At 61.1% G+C, this 16707-nt stretch carries 17 protein-coding genes; 16 read left to right on the top strand and 1 reads right to left on the bottom strand.

What is annotated here, in order from left to right:
- Nucleotides 1-232: 232 nt before the first annotated feature.
- From ACROHD_RS18380 to ACROHD_RS18320, 13 genes are all read left to right on the top strand, one after another.
- Nucleotides 233-430 (top strand): pilus assembly protein, encoded by a 198-nt coding sequence (locus ACROHD_RS18380; protein WP_432679872.1) that lies wholly within the window; start codon nucleotides 233-235, stop codon nucleotides 428-430.
- 205 nt (nucleotides 431-635) lie between these two features.
- The gene (locus ACROHD_RS18375) at nucleotides 636-869 is read left to right on the top strand and encodes a pilus assembly protein (RefSeq protein WP_432679871.1); all 234 of its coding nucleotides are present in this window, start codon (nucleotides 636-638) and stop codon (nucleotides 867-869) included.
- Between the two features lie 173 nt (nucleotides 870-1042).
- Nucleotides 1043-1864: a Flp pilus assembly protein CpaB gene (gene cpaB, locus ACROHD_RS18370; RefSeq protein WP_432679870.1), complete on the top strand. Its 822-nt coding sequence runs from the start codon at nucleotides 1043-1045 to the stop codon at nucleotides 1862-1864.
- Between the two features lie 205 nt (nucleotides 1865-2069).
- Nucleotides 2070-3482, top strand: a complete 1413-nt coding sequence (locus ACROHD_RS18365; RefSeq protein ID WP_432679869.1) for a type II and III secretion system protein family protein — start codon at nucleotides 2070-2072, stop codon at nucleotides 3480-3482.
- A gap of 16 nt (nucleotides 3483-3498) precedes the next feature.
- The gene (locus ACROHD_RS18360) at nucleotides 3499-4104 is read left to right on the top strand and encodes an OmpA family protein (protein WP_432679868.1); all 606 of its coding nucleotides are present in this window, start codon (nucleotides 3499-3501) and stop codon (nucleotides 4102-4104) included.
- A 215-nt stretch (nucleotides 4105-4319) separates the two neighbouring features.
- On the top strand, nucleotides 4320-5627 hold the full coding sequence (locus ACROHD_RS18355) for a CpaE/TadZ family protein (RefSeq protein ID WP_432679867.1): 1308 nt from the start codon (nucleotides 4320-4322) through the stop codon (nucleotides 5625-5627).
- 10 nt (nucleotides 5628-5637) lie between these two features.
- Nucleotides 5638-7101 (top strand): TadA family conjugal transfer-associated ATPase, encoded by a 1464-nt coding sequence (locus tag ACROHD_RS18350; RefSeq protein WP_432679866.1) that lies wholly within the window; start codon nucleotides 5638-5640, stop codon nucleotides 7099-7101.
- 5 nt (nucleotides 7102-7106) lie between these two features.
- A complete protein-coding gene (locus tag ACROHD_RS18345) occupies nucleotides 7107-8075 on the top strand; it encodes a type II secretion system F family protein (RefSeq protein ID WP_432679865.1) in 969 nt (322 codons plus the stop codon).
- Nucleotides 8076-8086: 11 nt separating this feature from the next.
- Nucleotides 8087-9052, top strand: coding sequence for a type II secretion system F family protein (locus tag ACROHD_RS18340; protein WP_432679864.1), 966 nt, complete (start codon nucleotides 8087-8089; stop codon nucleotides 9050-9052).
- A 35-nt stretch (nucleotides 9053-9087) separates the two neighbouring features.
- A complete protein-coding gene (locus ACROHD_RS18335; RefSeq protein ID WP_432679863.1) occupies nucleotides 9088-9630 on the top strand; it encodes a tetratricopeptide repeat protein in 543 nt (180 codons plus the stop codon).
- Nucleotides 9631-9662: 32 nt separating this feature from the next.
- Complete coding sequence (locus ACROHD_RS18330; protein ID WP_432679862.1) at nucleotides 9663-10508, top strand: tetratricopeptide repeat protein; 846 nt, start codon at nucleotides 9663-9665, stop codon at nucleotides 10506-10508.
- Nucleotides 10509-10518: 10 nt separating this feature from the next.
- The gene (locus ACROHD_RS18325) at nucleotides 10519-11040 is read left to right on the top strand and encodes a prepilin peptidase (RefSeq protein ID WP_432679861.1); all 522 of its coding nucleotides are present in this window, start codon (nucleotides 10519-10521) and stop codon (nucleotides 11038-11040) included.
- A 67-nt stretch (nucleotides 11041-11107) separates the two neighbouring features.
- Nucleotides 11108-12424, top strand: a complete 1317-nt coding sequence (locus ACROHD_RS18320) for a DUF8689 domain-containing protein (RefSeq protein WP_432679860.1) — start codon at nucleotides 11108-11110, stop codon at nucleotides 12422-12424.
- Between the two features lie 12 nt (nucleotides 12425-12436).
- Here ACROHD_RS18320 and ACROHD_RS18315 read toward each other — a convergent pair whose 3' ends face one another.
- Nucleotides 12437-12922: a DUF4405 domain-containing protein gene (locus ACROHD_RS18315; protein ID WP_432679859.1), complete on the bottom strand. Its 486-nt coding sequence runs from the start codon at nucleotides 12920-12922 to the stop codon at nucleotides 12437-12439.
- Between the two features lie 121 nt (nucleotides 12923-13043).
- Between ACROHD_RS18315 and ACROHD_RS18310 the strand changes: the two genes are divergently transcribed.
- From ACROHD_RS18310 to ACROHD_RS18300, 3 genes are all read left to right on the top strand, one after another.
- Nucleotides 13044-15452: a ligase-associated DNA damage response DEXH box helicase gene (locus ACROHD_RS18310; RefSeq protein WP_432679858.1), complete on the top strand. Its 2409-nt coding sequence runs from the start codon at nucleotides 13044-13046 to the stop codon at nucleotides 15450-15452.
- Nucleotides 15453-15530: 78 nt separating this feature from the next.
- Nucleotides 15531-16193 carry a ligase-associated DNA damage response endonuclease PdeM gene (pdeM, locus tag ACROHD_RS18305; protein WP_432679857.1) on the top strand — a complete coding sequence of 221 codons (663 nt, stop codon included), beginning with the start codon at nucleotides 15531-15533 and terminating at the stop codon, nucleotides 16191-16193.
- 78 nt (nucleotides 16194-16271) lie between these two features.
- On the top strand, nucleotides 16272-16676 hold the full coding sequence (locus tag ACROHD_RS18300) for a PaaI family thioesterase (protein WP_432679856.1): 405 nt from the start codon (nucleotides 16272-16274) through the stop codon (nucleotides 16674-16676).
- Nucleotides 16677-16707: the final 31 nt, after the last annotated feature.

Here is a 16707-nt window from a genome sequence, read left to right as displayed (position 1 = left end):
CGGCTGCTGCCGACTAAGTTTCGACCCAGCGTCGAAAGACAGGGGCCACGCAGATCGCGTGGCCCTTTTTCTGTTTCTGATATCAGAACGATCAGCGCGCGGTGTTTCCCAATTACCGCCGCATTTTGTCCATAATTGCTAATTTTTGCCGTATTTTCGCCTCAGTTCGCCGCGATCTTGCCATGGTCTGCTCGGGATGCTGCCACATCCCTTAAACCCTGGAGGATCTGTCATGCGTGCAATTGCCCGCCTTAAGTCGTTTTTTGTTTGTGAATCTGGTGTCGTTTCCGTTGACTGGGTCGTTCTGACCGCAGCGATGGTTGGCGTGGGCCTTGCCGTCACCAATACCGTAGCTGCCGGACTTGAAGACCTGTCCAACGAAATCCGCATCCAGTTGGAACGCGACCATATCGTTGAAGAGCTCAACTGATCCCAACGGTTTCGCCCTGCCAGGCGGAACCCGTCCACTTCGTCTAAACTCTTAGGATTTCGGCGTCGCGCTGTCCCTGCTCTGCCTTTTTTCCGCCCTGTCCGGGGGGGCATAGTCCCCCTGCCCCTTAGAGGGTTCGCGACAGAATGCGCTGCTTTCCCGTCGATGGCGGGTCAACACCAACAAGGCAAAGCAGGAGCAAGCCATGTCCATGAAATCCTTTACGTCTTTCCTGTCCGAAGAGTCGGGCGCTGTGACCGTTGACTGGGTCGTTCTGACCGCTGCTCTCGTGGGGCTGGGTCTTGCCGTGATCTCGGTCGTATCGTCCGGGCTTGAAAATTTGTCCGGCGACATTCGGGGCCAACTGGAAGCCGACCATGTGACGGCCGGCTTCTCCAGCAGCAGCACCACCACAACCACCACGACCACCACGGACTAAGGCGTTTCGCGCCCGCCTGAGGGGCCGCACCGCCGGCCCCCCGGGCCGCCCTCTGCCGAAGGATGGTCGAGAGCCGACCATTCTTTTGCCCAATTTCTTTGCGAGGATCACCCTGATGGGAACGTGCCGGCAATGACCGGGCACGTCAGACAACTTATAAAAAGGGCAGTAGCATGCGAGTCATATTCGGACTTGTCCTGATCTTGGGCATCGGCCTCGCGGGCTTCGCGGTCTACGTGGCGAAGGATCGTTTCACGCAATATCAGGCCGCGCTGGAGTCGCAGCGAGGCGAAATCGTACCCACAACCACCGTCTATGTCGTGACCCGGCAGATGCGCTACGGCGAACAGCTTCGCCCCCAGGATGTGCGGGCCATCGAGTGGCCGGAAGAATTCGTTCCCTTCGGCGCGTTCACCAGCGCCGAGGATCTTTTCCCGGCGGATGCCGACGAACCCCGCACGGTTCTGCGTGTGATGGAACGCAACGAGCCGGTTTTGGTGGCAAAGGTCACTGCCCCCGGCGAGGATGCTGGCGTTGCATCGCGTCTGGAACGCGGTATGCGGGCCTTCGCGCTTCGCGTGGACGTGGCTAGCGGCGTGTCCGGCTTCTTGCGTCCCGGAGACAGGGTTGACGTCTATTGGTCTGGTAATGCGCGCGGTGAAAATGTGACGCGGCTGATCCAGGCCTCGTTGCAGATCATCGCGATCGACCAAACCGATGACGAGGACCGCAACAACCCCACCATTGCGCGGACCATCACCGTTGAGGCACCGCCCGACCAGATCGCAGCCCTTGCGCAGGCACAGGCAACCGGCAGCCTGACACTGGCCCTTGTGGGCGTGCGCGACGACACGGAGTCTGAGACGATCGAGGTGACACAAGACACTTTGCTTGGGGTACCTGACACTCCGATCGAGGCAGGCCCGCGGATCTGCACGGTCCGCAACCGCCGCGGGGCCGAGGTCATCGTAACCCAGGTTCCGTGCACCAACTGATCCATCCCGAACCAGCTTTCGGCCCCCAGCATCTTGGGGGCCGCTTGCCGTTCCGGGCCAGACTTGGACCATCGTGCTTTCCCGACAACATGAATTTCGACCTGCAAGATGCTGATTCTTGCGCCAGAAAGCGTTTTCGGGCATTGTGCGCTGAAAGGGGCCGTCAGAGCCCACCCGAAAACGTGATCAGAGAGGCAGGATCACAATGAGCATTTTGCGCCATATCTGCGCCGTCCTTATGGGATGCGCGCTGGTCGTATCGATACCCACGAGTTCACATTCGCAGGCCCTCCGTGTGCTCGAAGGGGCCACATCCGCCACGCTGCGCGTGCCGATGAACCGGGCCGTGGTGGTTGAAAGCGAAGCGCTCTTTGCTGAACTTTCGGTTGCAAACCCCAACATCGCCGATATCGCCACGCTGTCGGAACGCACCATCTACGTGCTTGGCCGCGCGCCGGGCCGCACCACGATGACGCTGCTCAGCGTCGAGGGGCAGCTGATTGCGAATGTGGAAATCCAGGTGGTGCCCGATCTGGCCGAGTTCCGCGAACGGTTGCAGGAAATCCTGCCAAGCGAAGATATCGAAGTGCGCACCGCCAATGATGGGATCGTCCTCTCCGGTACCGTCTCCTCTGGTCAGGTGCTCGACCGCGCGATGCAACTGGCCGAGCGTTATGCGCCGGGCCGCGTCTCAAACCTGATGATGGTCGGCGGAAGCCAGCAAGTAATGCTGCGAGTCCGCTTTGCTGAAATGTCTCGCAGTGTGAGTCGCGAACTTGGGGCCTCTCTTGGTATCGCGGGATCAGTCTTCGGCGGCGATGGCGGTGCGACGCTTGGCACCGGTGGCCAAAACGTCACCGGCCCGGCCACCTTTGGGGTTGGCCAGGGCCTGCCCACCAACACCACTGGTCGAAACGGCGCCCTAGGTGTCAGCTTTGGAACCAACAGCCTGCAATTGTCCGTTATGCTGGAAGCGCTGGAAGCCAATGGCGTCGTCCGCACCCTAGCCGAGCCGAGCCTCAGCGCACTCTCTGGTGCCACCGCAACCTTCAACGCCGGCGGCGAATTTGCCGTTCCAGTTCAGACAGATAACGGCGTTTCCGTCGAATTCCGCCCCTTCGGCGTGGTGATGAACTTCACACCGACCGTGGTGTCCGATGAAACCATCAACCTGCAACTGTCCGCCGAAGTCTCGGCCATTGACTCGCTGGTGCCAACGGTGAACGGCGTTCCCGGCCTGCGCACCCGCTCGGCCTCGACCACCGTTGAAATGCGTGACGGGGAAAGCTTTGCCATCGCCGGGTTGCTGCAGGACGATTTTAGAGACTCGATCGGCCAGGTGCCCTGGCTTGGCGATATCCCGGTCCTCGGCGCGCTCTTCCGCAGCGCCAGCTATCAGCGGGAACAATCGGAACTGGTGATCATCGTAAGCGCCCATCTGGTGTCCCCGACCCGGGGCGAGGCGCTGGCCCTTCCAACAGACCGCATTCGCATCCCAACTGAAAATGAGCTCTTCCTGCTTGGCCTGACGGCCGGACGCACACCAAATTCGGGCACCCCCGCGGGCGATGTTGCGCAACAGGATTTCGGCGGCTCCTACGGCTATGTGATGGAGTAAGACCATGGGCATCCCGATGAAAACACTCCTTCTGGCCGGTGTCGCGGCGCTCGCGCTGACCGGATGCGACCGCATTCGCAATGTGGGCGAGGCAGGCAGCTTCCTCGACGAGGGCGGCTTTGGCGATCCGACCATGAACAACGTTCTGGTGATGACCGGCCAGCGATCCTATGTCGAAGAGCTTTCGACCCGCTTCGCCAGGGAGGTTCCCACCACGATCAACTTCGCCTTCAACAGCGCCGCGCTCGATTCCCAGGCCCGTGCCGTCCTGCGCCAGCAGGCCCAATGGATCCTGCAATTCCCCGAGGTGCGGTTCAGCGTCTATGGCCATACCGACCTGGTGGGCTCCGACGCTTATAACCAGAGCCTTGGGCGCCGCCGCGCGCAGGCGGCCGTGAACTTCCTGGTCAGCCAGGGTATCGCCCGTAGCCGCCTGGAAGCCCTCGTTTCGCTAGGAGAATCTCAGCCCCTCGTAGCCACGCAGGACCGCGAATTGCGCAACCGCCGCACGGTGACGGAAGTCAGTGGGTTCGTTCAGAACGAACCATTGGTGCTGGATGGGCGCTATGCCGATATCGTCTACCGCGCCTATGGCGGCGCGCGTCCGGCAAGCGGCGGCTAAACCACTCTGGCCGGCCAAACCCCGGCAAATACCCAATAGTTTCGGTTTTTTGGTCGTATTGTTGCCCAACTTGAGGGCCACACAGAACATCGGAGGCAGAGTGGCGAGGTCCTGATCGAGCGGGAATCACGCCTGACCTTCCGGTAAGCAGCGCTTCTGCTGCAACCGAAACGACAACCGACCCGGACAAATCCGGGCATTCCGGGGTATAAACGATGAGTGGAGGCCTTGCGCTGAAATCGACACCTGCACCGATCGTGGCATGCACCATTGCTCGCGACGTACAGACGTTTGATTTGCTGATCGACGATATCGAGGCGGAACTGGGCGAAGCCTGGGGCGACCTCAATTTCATGGAGGCTCAGGCCTTCTTCGTGCAGCCAGAGGCAGACGATCTGGAATTCGTTGCCGTCGCTGTCGATGACGAGGATGAGCCAGATATCGAGTTGATCATCCGTGTGATCGAACAAGCCAAGATGAAGGGCGTAAAGGTCATCCTGATCGCCGAAGATGTCAGCCCGCCAATCCTGCACCGCTTGCTGAACGCGGGCACCGATGATTTCGTGCCCTACCCGCTGCCGGAAATGGCATTCCACCAGTCGGTGGAACGAATTCGTGCCGGACAGACCATTGCAGAGGCGCAGGCACCGGCCCCGACACCGGCGGCGCCCGCTGTTGCACCGGCTGCAGCCGAGCCCGTGCAACCGCCCGCGCCCGCCAAGATCCGCACCCCCACAACCAGTATGCGCGACCGTGTCGTCTTCGCCGTGCAAAGCATGTCCGGAGGCACCGGTGCCACCACGCTGGCGGTGAACCTGGCCTGGGAACTGGCCAATGCCGACAAGAAAAATCCGCCTTCGGTCTGCCTGATTGACCTCGACCTGCAATTCGGCTCGACCGCGACCTATCTGGACCTGACGCGCCGCGACGTGATCTTCGAAGTGCTGTCCGAGGCGCAGACCATGGATGTGGAGGCCTACAAGCAGGCGCTTCAGACCTATGAGGGCAAGCTGTCGGTCTTTACCGCGCCAGCCGATATTCTGCCGCTCGACCTGATCGGCCCGACCGAAGTGGAAGCGCTGCTGAAACTGGCGCAGGAATGCTTTGATGTGGTCATCGTCGACATGCCCACCACCATCGTGCAGTGGACCGAAACCGTACTGAATGCTGCGGATGTCTACTTCACGACCTTGGAGCTGGACATGCGCTCGGCCCAGAACACCATGCGCTTCATCAAGGCGCTTCAGGCAGAGGATCTGCCGATCGACAAAGTTCACTATGTTCTGAACCGCGCGCCCAAAGGCCTGGACATGAGCGGCAAGGCCCGCGTCAAGCATTTGGCCGAAAGCCTGAATATCGAGCTGAACACGCAATTGCCCGACGGCGCAAAACAGGTCACCCAAGCCTGTGACCACGGGGTGCCGCTGGCCATTTTCGCCAAGAAAAACGTGCTGCGCAAGGAAATCGCCAAGATGGCGAAGACCCTGCACGACGCGATCCGCGCCGAAGCGACGGCAGGCTGAGGAGCGACAGATGTTTTCCCGCTACAAGAAAAATGCGCCTGCCAGTCCGGTTCACCCGGCCCTGACAACCGAACCCGAACCGGCGGCGCAGGCCCCTGCCCCGACCGTCAGCTATGATGGCCGCCCCAAGGTAGCGCGCCGGCCAAAGCAAAAGCCAAGCGTTGCCCCCGCGGAACCGGTCGCTCTGGATAAAGAGGCCAAGCGCCGTGCCCGTCTTGACGAGATCAAGACCGAGATGCATTCGCGCTTGCTGGACAACCTGAACCTCTCCGCTCTGGAAAAGGCCAAGGAAAGCGAACTGCGCGCCGAGATCAACTCGATCACCAATGACGAGCTGACCGATATGGGCGTGGTGCTGAACCGCGAGGATCGGACCACCCTTCAGACCGAGCTGTTCGACGAAGTGACCGGCCTTGGCCCGCTGGAGCCGCTGCTGAAAGACGATACCGTCAACGATATTCTGATCAACGGGCCCTTCAACGTCTTCATTGAACGGGCGGGCAAGCTGCAAAAGTCGGATTGCCGGTTCAAGGATGAACGCCACCTTTTGCGGATCATCGACAAGATCGTGTCCGCGGTTGGCCGTCGCGTTGACGAATCCAACCCCTATGTGGACGCCCGCTTGAAAGACGGCTCGCGTTTCAACGCGATGGTGCCGCCGGTTGGCGTGGACGGCTCGCTCGTCTCCATTCGTAAGTTCAAGAAAGACAAGCTCGGCATCGACGACCTGGTCAAGTTCGGCGCCTTCAACGAGGAAATGGCCGCCTATCTTCAGGCCGCTGTTGCCACGCGTCTCAACGTGATCGTGTCGGGCGGGACGGGTTCCGGTAAGACGACGACGCTGAACGCGCTGTCTTCTTTCATCGACAATTCCGAACGCATCCTAACCATCGAGGACACGGCGGAACTTCAGCTTCAGCAGGAACATGTGGGCCGGATGGAAAGCCGCCCGCCAAACGTGGAAGGCAAAGGCGCGGTCACGCAGCGCGACTGTCTTCGCAACGCCCTGCGGATGCGCCCAGACCGGATCATCGTCGGCGAAACCCGCGGCGAGGAAGTGATCGATATGTTGCAGGCCATGAACACGGGCCACGACGGGTCAATGACCACGATCCACGCCAACAGTGCACGCGACGGGGTGAGCCGCCTTGAAAACATGATTGCCATGGCCGGGATCGAAATGCCGATCAAGGCCGTTCGCAGCCAGATTTCCAGCGCGGTGAACCTCATTGTGCAGGCCAGCCGCCTGCAGGACGGCTCTCGCCGCATGGTTTCGATCACCGAGATCACCGGCATGGAAGGCGATGTGATCTCGATGCAGGAAATCTTCCGCTACGAGCGTCTCGGGCTGAAACCCGATGGCACGATCATCGGCCGTTTCACGGCCTGCGGGGTGCGGTCTCACTATTCCGAACGTTTCCGCCAGTGGGGCTATGACCTGCCGGCCTCGATCTATGAACCCGCGGGGGACTGACAGCCATGGAACTGAGTATCGAACCGCTCATCTATATCGGCATCTTTGTCGGTATCCTGATGCTGGTCGAAGGCATCTACCTGATGGTCTTCGGCAAGTCGATCAGCCTGAATTCGCGGGTGAACCGCCGGCTGGACCTGCTGAACAAGGGCTCCAACCGCGAGGACGTGCTGGCAAAACTGCGCAAAGAGCTGGACCAGCACAACGGATCGCGCACGATCCCGCTGTATTCGTTGATCGCGAACAAGGCCCAGAAGGCAAATATCGCCTTCACCCCGCAACAGCTTTTGCTGGTGATGGTGGCTTTGGGCATCGCGGCATTTGTCATGCTGACCCTGATGACCGGGGCTTCGGCCCCCATTCGTGCCCTCGTTTCAGTGGTGATGGGCATCGGCGGGGTCTTCATGTGGGTGAATTCCAAAGCCAAAAAGCGCATGGCGATGATCGAGGAACAGCTTCCTGACGCCGTCGATCTGATGGTGCGGTCCCTGCGCGTTGGTCACCCCTTCGTGTCGGCCATCAACACCGTCGCCAAAGAGGTCGCAGACCCCCTGGGATCTGAACTGGGCATCATCGCAGACGAGGCCGCCTATGGCCGTGATGTCAGCGAAGCCATCGGCGCCATGGCTGAACGGCTGGACATGCAGGATCTTCGCTTTCTGGCGGTCGCCGTCGGCATTCAGCAGAAATCAGGCGGCAACCTGGCCGAGATCCTCAATGGATTGTCCAAGGTTATCCGCGCCCGCTTCAAGCTGTTCCGCCGAGTGAAGGCGATCACCGCGGAAGCCAAGTGGTCCGGAATGTTCCTGTCCGCCTTCCCGCTACTGGCACTGATCGGCATCAACGTGATGCAGCCCGACTACTACAGCGACGTCATGGAAACCCCCGCCTTTATCCCGGCTTGTGCCGTGGTGGCGGTAATGCTGGCGGCGAACTTCTTTTTCATGCGCATGATGGTCAACATCAAGGTCTGAGGAACGGATAAATGAACCAGATCAACGACCTTATCATTAGCTATCTTGGCCCGCTCGGCCCGCTCTTCGTGGTTGGCTTCCTGGGGCTTCTGCTGGTGGCGCTTGGCCTGGCGGCCATTTTGTTCCGCAAGAAGGATCCGCTGACCAAACTGCGCGATATGAATCGCGATGGCGTGTCGCCCGAAATGCAGAAGGCCCTGCGCATTGGTGGCAAGAACGAACGCCTCGACAAGTTCGCCCAGTTCCTTGAACCGCAAAACCAGGAAGAGTTCAGCCAGATCCAGCTGACCCTGATGCGGGCGGGCTACCGGTCCAAGGGCGCGGTCCAGACCTTCCATTTCGCACAATTCGCGCTTGGCATGGGGTTTCTGGCACTTGGCGTGATCTACACTCTGATCGCCCCCGATATGGGCACCCAGAAAAGCATTCTCAGCGTGCTGATCCCTGGCGGTGTGGGCTACTACCTGCCGAAATATTGGGTCACCAAGCGCGTGCAAAAGCGCGAGGAAGAAATCACGCAGGGCTTCCCGGACTCGCTCGATCTGATGCTGGTCTGCGTCGAGGCGGGCCAATCGCTGGACCAGGCCATCATTCGCGTCGCCAAAGAAATCCGCGCCTCGTTTGAATCCCTGGCTGACGAATTTGAAATCGTCGCCTACGAGATCAAGGCAGGTAAGGACAAACTGCGAGTGTATCGCGATTTCGGCGAACGCTGCGGTGTACAAGACGTAAACAGCTTCGTGACCGTGCTGATCCAGTCGGCCACGTTCGGCACATCGATTGCAGACGCGCTGCGGGTCTATGCAGAAGAGATGCGGGACAAGCGGGTTATGCGCGCCGAAGAAAAGGCCAACAAACTGCCGACAAAACTGACGCTCGGCACAATGATGTTCTGTCTGCCGCCACTGCTGATCATCCTGATCGGCCCGTCGGTCTACGGCATCGCACAGAACCTTTCAGGAGGAGGAGGCTTCTGACGGACATGAGGTGGGGCAAGACATTACTGGCAATCATGACCGTTCTTGGTCTGGCCGCGTGCGATCAGTCGCCGCGGCTTGAACCATTGAACGAAGGGCTGGACGCACCCGAGGACATCAGCGTTCTGCGCGACGGGGTCGATCCGCTGATCGTCGGCCACCGGTTGATGGAGGCGGGCGAATACGACCTTGCCCTTCGCTCGTATCTGCGCGCCGCTGGCGACCGGGGCATGACCGGCGAAACGCTCTCCTCACTCGGGTCGGCCAATCTGCAACTCGGGCGGCTCGGCCAGGCAGAGGAGCTGTTGCGCCGCGCCGTGGAAACCGACCCCGATTTCGTCCCGGCCTGGAACAATCTGGGCGTGGTGCTGATGGAACAGGGCGAATATGGCGAGGCACGGCAGGTTTTCCGGCAGGCCTATGCGCTCGACAGTGGCGAAAGCGACTCGATTCGCGAAAACCTGCGCTTGGCTATCGCGCGAATGGAAAATCCGGGGTATAGTCAAGGCCATACAAATGAAAGCTTCGACCTGGAGCGACGGGGTGGGGGAAGATACCTCCTGCTTTACGCACCATGAACGGGGCAAAAACGAGCAGTAAGAGGCAGCAAATGCGCCCAATTATCCGGATCACGGCAGTGGTGTCTGTCGGGCTTGCCTTGGCGGCCTGTGACCAGACCCGGTCTGCCGATGTCGACCGTGCGCTGGACGGCGTCAACGTCATCGACGAAACCAATCTCAACGATATCATGCTGACATCGGCTGACCCCGATGAGGCGGTGACCTATTTCCGCCGCGCCAGCAGCGAAAATCCCGACCGGATCGACCTGCGCCGTGGCCTGGCCGCCAGCCTTATCCGCGCCGGTCATCATACCGAGGGCGCTTCTGTCTGGCGGTCCGTCGTCAACAGCGGCGAAGGCACCGATCAGGACCGCGTGGATTACGCGGGCGCGCTTATTCGCACCAATGATTGGGACGAGGCCGAACGCCAGCTGGATGCCGTGCCCCCCACCTTTGAAACTTATGAACGCTACCGGCTGGAGGCGATGATCGCAGACAGCAACGAAGAATGGGACCGCGCCGATAGCTTCTATGAAACCGCCGTTGGCCTGACCATGCGGCCTGCGGGCGTTTTGAACAACTGGGGCTTCTCCTACCTCACGCGCGGTGATTTCGACGCCGCGGAACGGATGTTCATCGAGGCGATCAACTACGATCCCGACCTCTTTACCGCCAAGAACAACCTCGTTCTGGCTCGCGCCTCGCGCGGTCAGTATACCCTGCCGCTGGTGCAAATGACTCAGGTGGAACGGGCGCAGCTGCTGCACACCATGGCCATTGCCGCCATCCGGCGCGGTGACGTGGATATCGGCCGTGGCCTGCTGGAAGACGCCATCGACACCCACCCGCAACATTTCGAAGCCGCCGTCCGGGCACTTCGTACGCTTCAGAGCTGAGGAGACATCCATGACCCTTGCCATCAGCCAAATGGAAGCCCTCTGGTTCCTGCCCTTCGTCCTGCCGATCTGCATCTGGGTCGCCTGGTCAGACCTGCGTGAAATGCGCATTCCAAATGTCAGCGTGCTGGCTCTGGCGGGCGTGTTCCTTGTTGTTGGCCTGGCACAGGTCGCCATGGAGGTCATGGCCTTCAGCACCTGGTACATGCGGCTATTGCAGCTGGTTATCGTGCTGATCGCGGGGTTCATCATCACCTCGATTGGGCTGGCGGGCGCGGGCGATTCCAAGTTTGCCGCCGCAATGGCGCCCTTTGTGGCCCCGGGCGACTACCTGCTGTTCCTGACGCTCTTTGCGGCTGTTCTGATCGGGTCTTGGATCACCCACCGGGGTGCGGGCATGGTGCCTGCCGTTCGCCGCGCAACGCCTGACTGGGTATCGTGGGACCGGGGCAAGCTCTTTCCCATGGGCGTCGCCCTGGCCGGCGCTCTGGTGGTCTACCTTGCGCTTGGCGCCATGGGCAGCGGGGCTTAACGGCCCTGCAACAAAGACGGGTTACAGACTGATCCGGGGGCATTTTCTGGCGAAAGGGTAACGCCCGATGAATATGCAAGCTGCCGACCTCAACTCATTCGCGCCGCCGATGCTGCGCAAGCTAGAGGATACCGGCCTTCAGATGGTGATGATGCGGGATATCCTGCTGAAAACCATCTTTCGCAAGAGCATCGAACAGACCAGCGCAATTGCCGAGGCGATTTGCCTGCCGATGCCCCTGACACAGCAACTGGTCGACATGCTGCGCGATATGGGGCTGTTGCAGGCCATGGGCACGCTGCATGCCACGTCATCCTCTGAAATGGGCTATCAGCTGACCGATGCAGGCAAGGCCCGCGCGCTCGATGCGCTGGCGCAGTCCGAATATTACGGTGCCATGCCAATCCCGCTGGAGGCGTACAAAGAACAGACCCGGCGTCAATCGGTGAAGAACGTCAAGATCACCCGCGATGCGCTCAACGCCTCCATGGGTCATCTGATCCTGCCGCCGGGCCTGATCGACCAGCTCGGGCCTGCCGTCAGCTCCGGCCGCTCGGTGCTGATGTACGGCCCGCCGGGCAACGGGAAATCATCCATTGCGGAAGGCATTCGCGCAGCCCTTGGCGACACGATCTATGTCCCGCGCGCGATCAGTTATGCCGGTCAGGTCATTACCCTGTTTGACCCGATCGTTCACACCCCTGTTGCAACGCCAGAGGCCGAAGGCAGCAGCCTGCGCCGCCATTCCGCGCGTTACGACACCCGCTATATCATGTGCAAGCGCCCCACGGTGATGACGGGCGGCGAGCTATCTCTTTCGATGCTTGATCTCAACTACAACAAGATCTCGCGCACCTATCAGGCATCCTTGCAGCTTAAATCCACCGGTGGCGTTTTCATCGTCGACGACCTTGGTCGCCAGGAAGAACCACCGCAGGCGCTGATCAACCGCTGGATTGTTCCGATGGAGGTCGGCTACGACATTCTGACCCTGCAATCGGGCGAGAAGTTCGAAGTTCCCTTCGACACGCTTGTGGTCTTCTCGACCAACTTCCACCCCAATGACCTGTTCGACGGCGCGGCCCTGCGGCGGATCTTCTTCAAGGTCAAGATCGATGGACCAAGTCAGTCAGAGTTCCTCAAGATCTTTGCCATGGTCGCGAAGAAGAAAAAGGTGCCGTTGGACGAGGCATCGCTGCTGCACATGCTGAAGAAGAAATATCCGACGGTCGACAACATCTACGCCAACTACCACGCACCGTTCCTGCTGGATCAGATCATCGCAATCTGCGAGTTCGAGGGCATCCCCTACCAGATGCGCCCCGATCTGGTGGACCGCGCGTGGGAGAATCTGTTCGTGAAGCAGGAAACCATCGCCCACTAACCTCGCGCGCGCCTACGGCGTGAAGACCGTATTCAGGATCTGCGCCTGCACGGCGCGATCACCCTGCGCGATGTCGGCAATCGCCATATTCGCATCCGCCGCAAGCTCCATCTCCTGCAACTGCGCCAGGATCTCGTCGACCGACTGGCCCGTCAGAGCCGCTACATCCGAAAGCGGCGCCCGTACCACCGCACCCGTCACGAGGATCAGCGGGTTCACTCGTGTCTCGGCCCCTGTCGAAACAAAGGACGCGCCAAGCACAGCCGCGCTGACCAGCATCACCGTTAGCGGCACAGGGCGTTTGAAATAGCCGGCAAATGCCCGCCAGTTCAGCACCAGATGGGCACCGACACCAATCAGCATCGCCCACCCGGCCCATTCATGGACCAGTTTGTTGAGCCCGCTATCGAGGTGAAAGAACATCAACGTTCCGGTCACCCCCATGATCATGAAACTTCCGACAGTCAGCGGCGTGGCCCATTTGCGCAAAGCAGACATGGCAAATACTCCGAAAAATGATACCTGCGCCTGTCACGCTGCAGCGCGGAATTTCCGTCGGAATTTCTCGTTACGCGACAGGACATCTGGCAAAGCGGCGCCAACGCTTTAAACTCGCATCATGACCGCCCTGCCTCCCATCATAGAGACCTGGTTTTCCCGGCAGGGCTGGCAGATCCATTCCCATCAACGCGAGATGTTCGACCGGGCAAATGAACCCGCCCTGATGCTGATCGCCCCCACCGGTGGGGGCAAGACAATGGCGGGGTTCTTGCCCACGCTGGCAGAGCTTGTGGGTGGTGCGCATGATGGGCTGCACACGCTCTATGTCTCACCGCTCAAGGCGCTTGCCGCCGATATCAAACGCAATCTGAGCCGTCCGGTCGAGGAGATGGGTCTGCCCATCCGTATCGAAGACCGCACTGGCGACACTTCGCACAGCAAGCGCAAGCGCCAGCGCGCCGACCCGCCGCACATCCTGCTGACGACGCCAGAAAGCCTCGCCCTGCTAACCTCCTACGAGGATGCCGGGCATATCTTCCGGGGGCTCAAGCGCGTCATCATTGATGAAATCCACGCACTGGCGGAAAGCAAGCGCGGAGATCAGCTGTTCCTTGCCCTCTCGCGGCTGGAAACGCTCGCCCCTGGCCTGCGCCGGGTGGGCCTTTCGGCCACGGTCGAAGACCCGCCCGCGCTGTCCAGGCTTCTGGCCCGTGCGCCGGACCCCTGCCCGATCCTGTATGCCGATCCCGGCCCCGATCCCGATATCGCCATGCTGGAAACCGAAGAGCGCCCGCCATGGTCGGGCGGCGGCGGGGCCTATGCGATCCCGGCTGTGCTGGATCAGATCAAGCGTCACAAGACCACGCTCATCTTTCACAACACCCGCGCTCAGGCAGAGATTTTCTTTCATAATCTGTGGCTTGCGAACGAGGAAGGACTGCCAATAGGCATCCATCATGGCGCACTTGCCCGCGAGCAGCGGGAACGGGTCGAGGCCGCAATGGTGGCGGGCGCGCTACGCGCCATCGTCTGCACAGGCACGCTCGATCTGGGTATCGACTGGGGCGATGTGGACCTTGTCATTCAGGTGGGCGCACCGAAGAACGTCAAGCGGCTTGTGCAACGGATCGGTCGCGCCAATCACCGCTACAACGCCCCCTCCCGTGCGCTTCTGGTGCCCGCAAACCGTTTCGAAGTGGTCGAATGTGTCGCCGCGCTCGAGGCCGTAAAGGCTCATGCGCTGGACGGCGAGCCGCGCGGGCCAGGGCCCTTGGACGTGCTTTGCCAGCATATCCTCATTCGCGCCGCTGCCGGGCCGTTCGATGCTGATAGCCTCTTTGCAGAGGTGAAGACCGTCGGCGCCTATGCCGCGTTGCCGCGCACCACTTTTGACCGCTGTCTCGATTTCACGGCGACAGGTGGCTACGCCCTTCGCGCTTACGATCAATGGCAACGGCTGGTCCAGCGCCCCGATGGCATGTGGCAATTGCGCGACCCACGCGGGGCGGCCCGCATCCGCATGAATATCGGCACGATCACCGACAGCGATAAACTGAAGGTACAGCTGAAAAACCGGCGTGGCGGCAGACCCTTGGGCGAGGTTGAGGAGGCCTTCGCCGCCACACTCACCCAAGGCGACACATTCCTGATCGGTGGCCATATCGTCCGCTACGAAGGCTTGCGCGAAATGGTCGTCGAGGTCAGCCGCGACAAGGGCCGCAAACCGAAGATCGCCGTCTTCTCCGGCACCAAATTCGCCACATCCACCCAGCTTTCCGACCGCATCCTGGCGATGTTCCGGCAGGACGACTGGCCCAACCTCCCCCCACACACTGCCGAATGGCTGACCCTGCAACGAGAGGTGTCCAAGCTGCCAGAGCGGGACCGGCTGCTGGTCGAAACCTTCCCGCATGACGGGCTGCATCACCTCTGCCTGTATGGCTTCGCGGGCAAGAACGCACAGCAGACGCTCGGACTTCTGGTCACGCAACGTATGGAGGAACGGGGCCTCAACCCCATGGGCTTCGTCGCCACCGACTATGCCACTCTGATCTGGGGCCTCGATCCCGTCAGCGACCCCGCCCCGCTCTTTACCCGCGACGGGCTGCACCAGGCGCTGGAGGGCTGGCTGTCGGAAAACGCCGTGATGAAGCGCACTTTCAAAACCTCCGCCATTGTGGCGGGCCTGATCGACCGCAACAGCCCCGGCGGCAAGCGCAAGTCCGGGCGGCAGGCGACATTTTCCACTGACATCCTCTATGACACTTTGCGCAAATACGATCCCGACCACCTGATGCTCGACATCACCCGAGCCGAGGCAATGCGCGGTCTGATCGATTTCGGCCGGGTCGAAGAGATGCTCGACCGCATCGGTCCCCGTATCGACCACCAGGCCCTGTCCCGCGTCACCCCGCTGGCCGCGCCCCTGTTTCTGGAGGTCGGCAAAGTCCCCGTCAAAGGCAGCGCGGAGGACGTGATGATTGAACGCGAACGCAAGACACTGATGGAAGCCGCAGGGCTGGTGTGAAGGATATGTGGCCCGTCCACTCCGGATCCCTGTCCCGATCTCTTGCGCGCGGCCACAAGCCATGCGATGGAACAGATCATGAACGGATATCCTTTCCCCTTCGCAGGTGAAGCCCTCACTGCCCTGCCCTCCGGCGCGCTACACTGGCCCGAGCGTCGGCTGCTCTGCGTGTCTGACCTGCACCTGGGAAAATCCGAACGCATGGCCAGGCGCGGCGGCCCGATCCTGCCCCCCTATGAGGCGCGCGAAACACTCACCCGGCTTGACGCCGACATCCGCGCCACGGCCCCCGAAACGGTCCTGTGCCTTGGCGACAGCTTTGACGATCTCGACGCCATGCGCGCGTTGGAGGATCAGGCCCGCGCGATGCTTGTCACGCTCATGGCGGGCCGCCACTGGATCTGGATCGAGGGCAACCACGATGCCGGGCCCGTTGATCTTGGCGGAACCCACCTGCACAGCCACCACGACGCGCCCCTTACCTTCCGCCACATCGCAACGCCTAACGCTAGGGGCGAAATCTCTGGCCACTACCACCCCAAGGCGCGCATCCCCCTGAAATCCCGCAGCCTGACCCGAGCCTGTTTCCTGATCGATGAATCGCGCCTGATCCTTCCCGCCTATGGCACCTATACGGGCGGGCTTCATTGTGACCGCCCGCCGCTCTGTACCCTGATGGGTCCGGGCGCGCAGGCGATCCTGCTGACCGACCCACCCCTTGCGGTGCCCATGCCCCGCTAATCGACGCTGCGTTCTTTCCAGACCGGCTTGTCGCCCGGCACAGCGATAGGCAGGATCACCCGGCAAGGAGGACCGGCCATGGAAACGCACATCAGGAACAGCTTCGACAAACAAGGACTTATGGCCACCCTGTCCGCCCGGATCGACAGCATAGACCCAGGGCGCGTGGTCATCTCAGCCCCCATTGTGCCGCAGACCAGTCAGCAGCACGGGTTCGCCCATGCGGGCCTGACATTTGCCCTAGGTGACAGCGCGGCTGGCTATTCGGCGCTGACCACCATGGCCGAAGGCTCCGACGTTCTGACCGCCGAGATGAAGATCAATCTCATCGCACCGGCTGATGGCACAAGACTGGTCGCAACCGGTGAGGTCATCAAACCCGGCCGTCGTCTCGTCATCACGCGGGCCAATGTCGAAACCGAATATGCCGATGGACGCCGCAAGCTGGTGGCGGTTCTGCAGGGCACGATGGTGCCGGTCTAAAATCTCACTGGAAAATATAACCGAATCGTTA

Source organism: Nioella aestuarii, from assembly GCF_050896395.1.
GTDB classification, from domain to species: domain Bacteria; phylum Pseudomonadota; class Alphaproteobacteria; order Rhodobacterales; family Rhodobacteraceae; genus Nioella; species Nioella aestuarii.
The sequence above is the reverse complement of the archived record's forward strand: the minus strand, read 5'-3'. Positions and strand labels throughout refer to the sequence as shown.

What these genes read in the sequence shown, in the direction of transcription:
- ACROHD_RS18355 (WP_432679867.1), top strand. Translation starts at nt 4,320, where the DNA reads ATGAGTGGAGGCCTTGCGCTGAAATCGACACCTGCACCGATCGTGGCA.
- ACROHD_RS18310 (WP_432679858.1), top strand. Translation starts at nt 13,044, where the DNA reads ATGACCGCCCTGCCTCCCATCATAGAGACCTGGTTTTCCCGGCAGGGC.
- ACROHD_RS18300 (WP_432679856.1), top strand. Translation starts at nt 16,272, where the DNA reads ATGGAAACGCACATCAGGAACAGCTTCGACAAACAAGGACTTATGGCC.
- ACROHD_RS18365 (WP_432679869.1), top strand. Translation starts at nt 2,070, where the DNA reads ATGAGCATTTTGCGCCATATCTGCGCCGTCCTTATGGGATGCGCGCTG.
- ACROHD_RS18335 (WP_432679863.1), top strand. Translation starts at nt 9,088, where the DNA reads ATGACCGTTCTTGGTCTGGCCGCGTGCGATCAGTCGCCGCGGCTTGAA.
- ACROHD_RS18345 (WP_432679865.1), top strand. Translation starts at nt 7,107, where the DNA reads ATGGAACTGAGTATCGAACCGCTCATCTATATCGGCATCTTTGTCGGT.
- ACROHD_RS18360 (WP_432679868.1), top strand. Translation starts at nt 3,499, where the DNA reads ATGAAAACACTCCTTCTGGCCGGTGTCGCGGCGCTCGCGCTGACCGGA.
- ACROHD_RS18340 (WP_432679864.1), top strand. Translation starts at nt 8,087, where the DNA reads ATGAACCAGATCAACGACCTTATCATTAGCTATCTTGGCCCGCTCGGC.
- ACROHD_RS18315 (WP_432679859.1), bottom strand. Translation starts at nt 12,922, where the DNA reads ATGTCTGCTTTGCGCAAATGGGCCACGCCGCTGACTGTCGGAAGTTTC.
- pdeM (WP_432679857.1), top strand. Translation starts at nt 15,531, where the DNA reads ATGAACGGATATCCTTTCCCCTTCGCAGGTGAAGCCCTCACTGCCCTG.
- ACROHD_RS18325 (WP_432679861.1), top strand. Translation starts at nt 10,519, where the DNA reads ATGACCCTTGCCATCAGCCAAATGGAAGCCCTCTGGTTCCTGCCCTTC.
- ACROHD_RS18350 (WP_432679866.1), top strand. Translation starts at nt 5,638, where the DNA reads ATGTTTTCCCGCTACAAGAAAAATGCGCCTGCCAGTCCGGTTCACCCG.
- ACROHD_RS18375 (WP_432679871.1), top strand. Translation starts at nt 636, where the DNA reads ATGTCCATGAAATCCTTTACGTCTTTCCTGTCCGAAGAGTCGGGCGCT.
- cpaB (WP_432679870.1), top strand. Translation starts at nt 1,043, where the DNA reads ATGCGAGTCATATTCGGACTTGTCCTGATCTTGGGCATCGGCCTCGCG.
- ACROHD_RS18330 (WP_432679862.1), top strand. Translation starts at nt 9,663, where the DNA reads ATGCGCCCAATTATCCGGATCACGGCAGTGGTGTCTGTCGGGCTTGCC.
- ACROHD_RS18320 (WP_432679860.1), top strand. Translation starts at nt 11,108, where the DNA reads ATGAATATGCAAGCTGCCGACCTCAACTCATTCGCGCCGCCGATGCTG.
- ACROHD_RS18380 (WP_432679872.1), top strand. Translation starts at nt 233, where the DNA reads ATGCGTGCAATTGCCCGCCTTAAGTCGTTTTTTGTTTGTGAATCTGGT.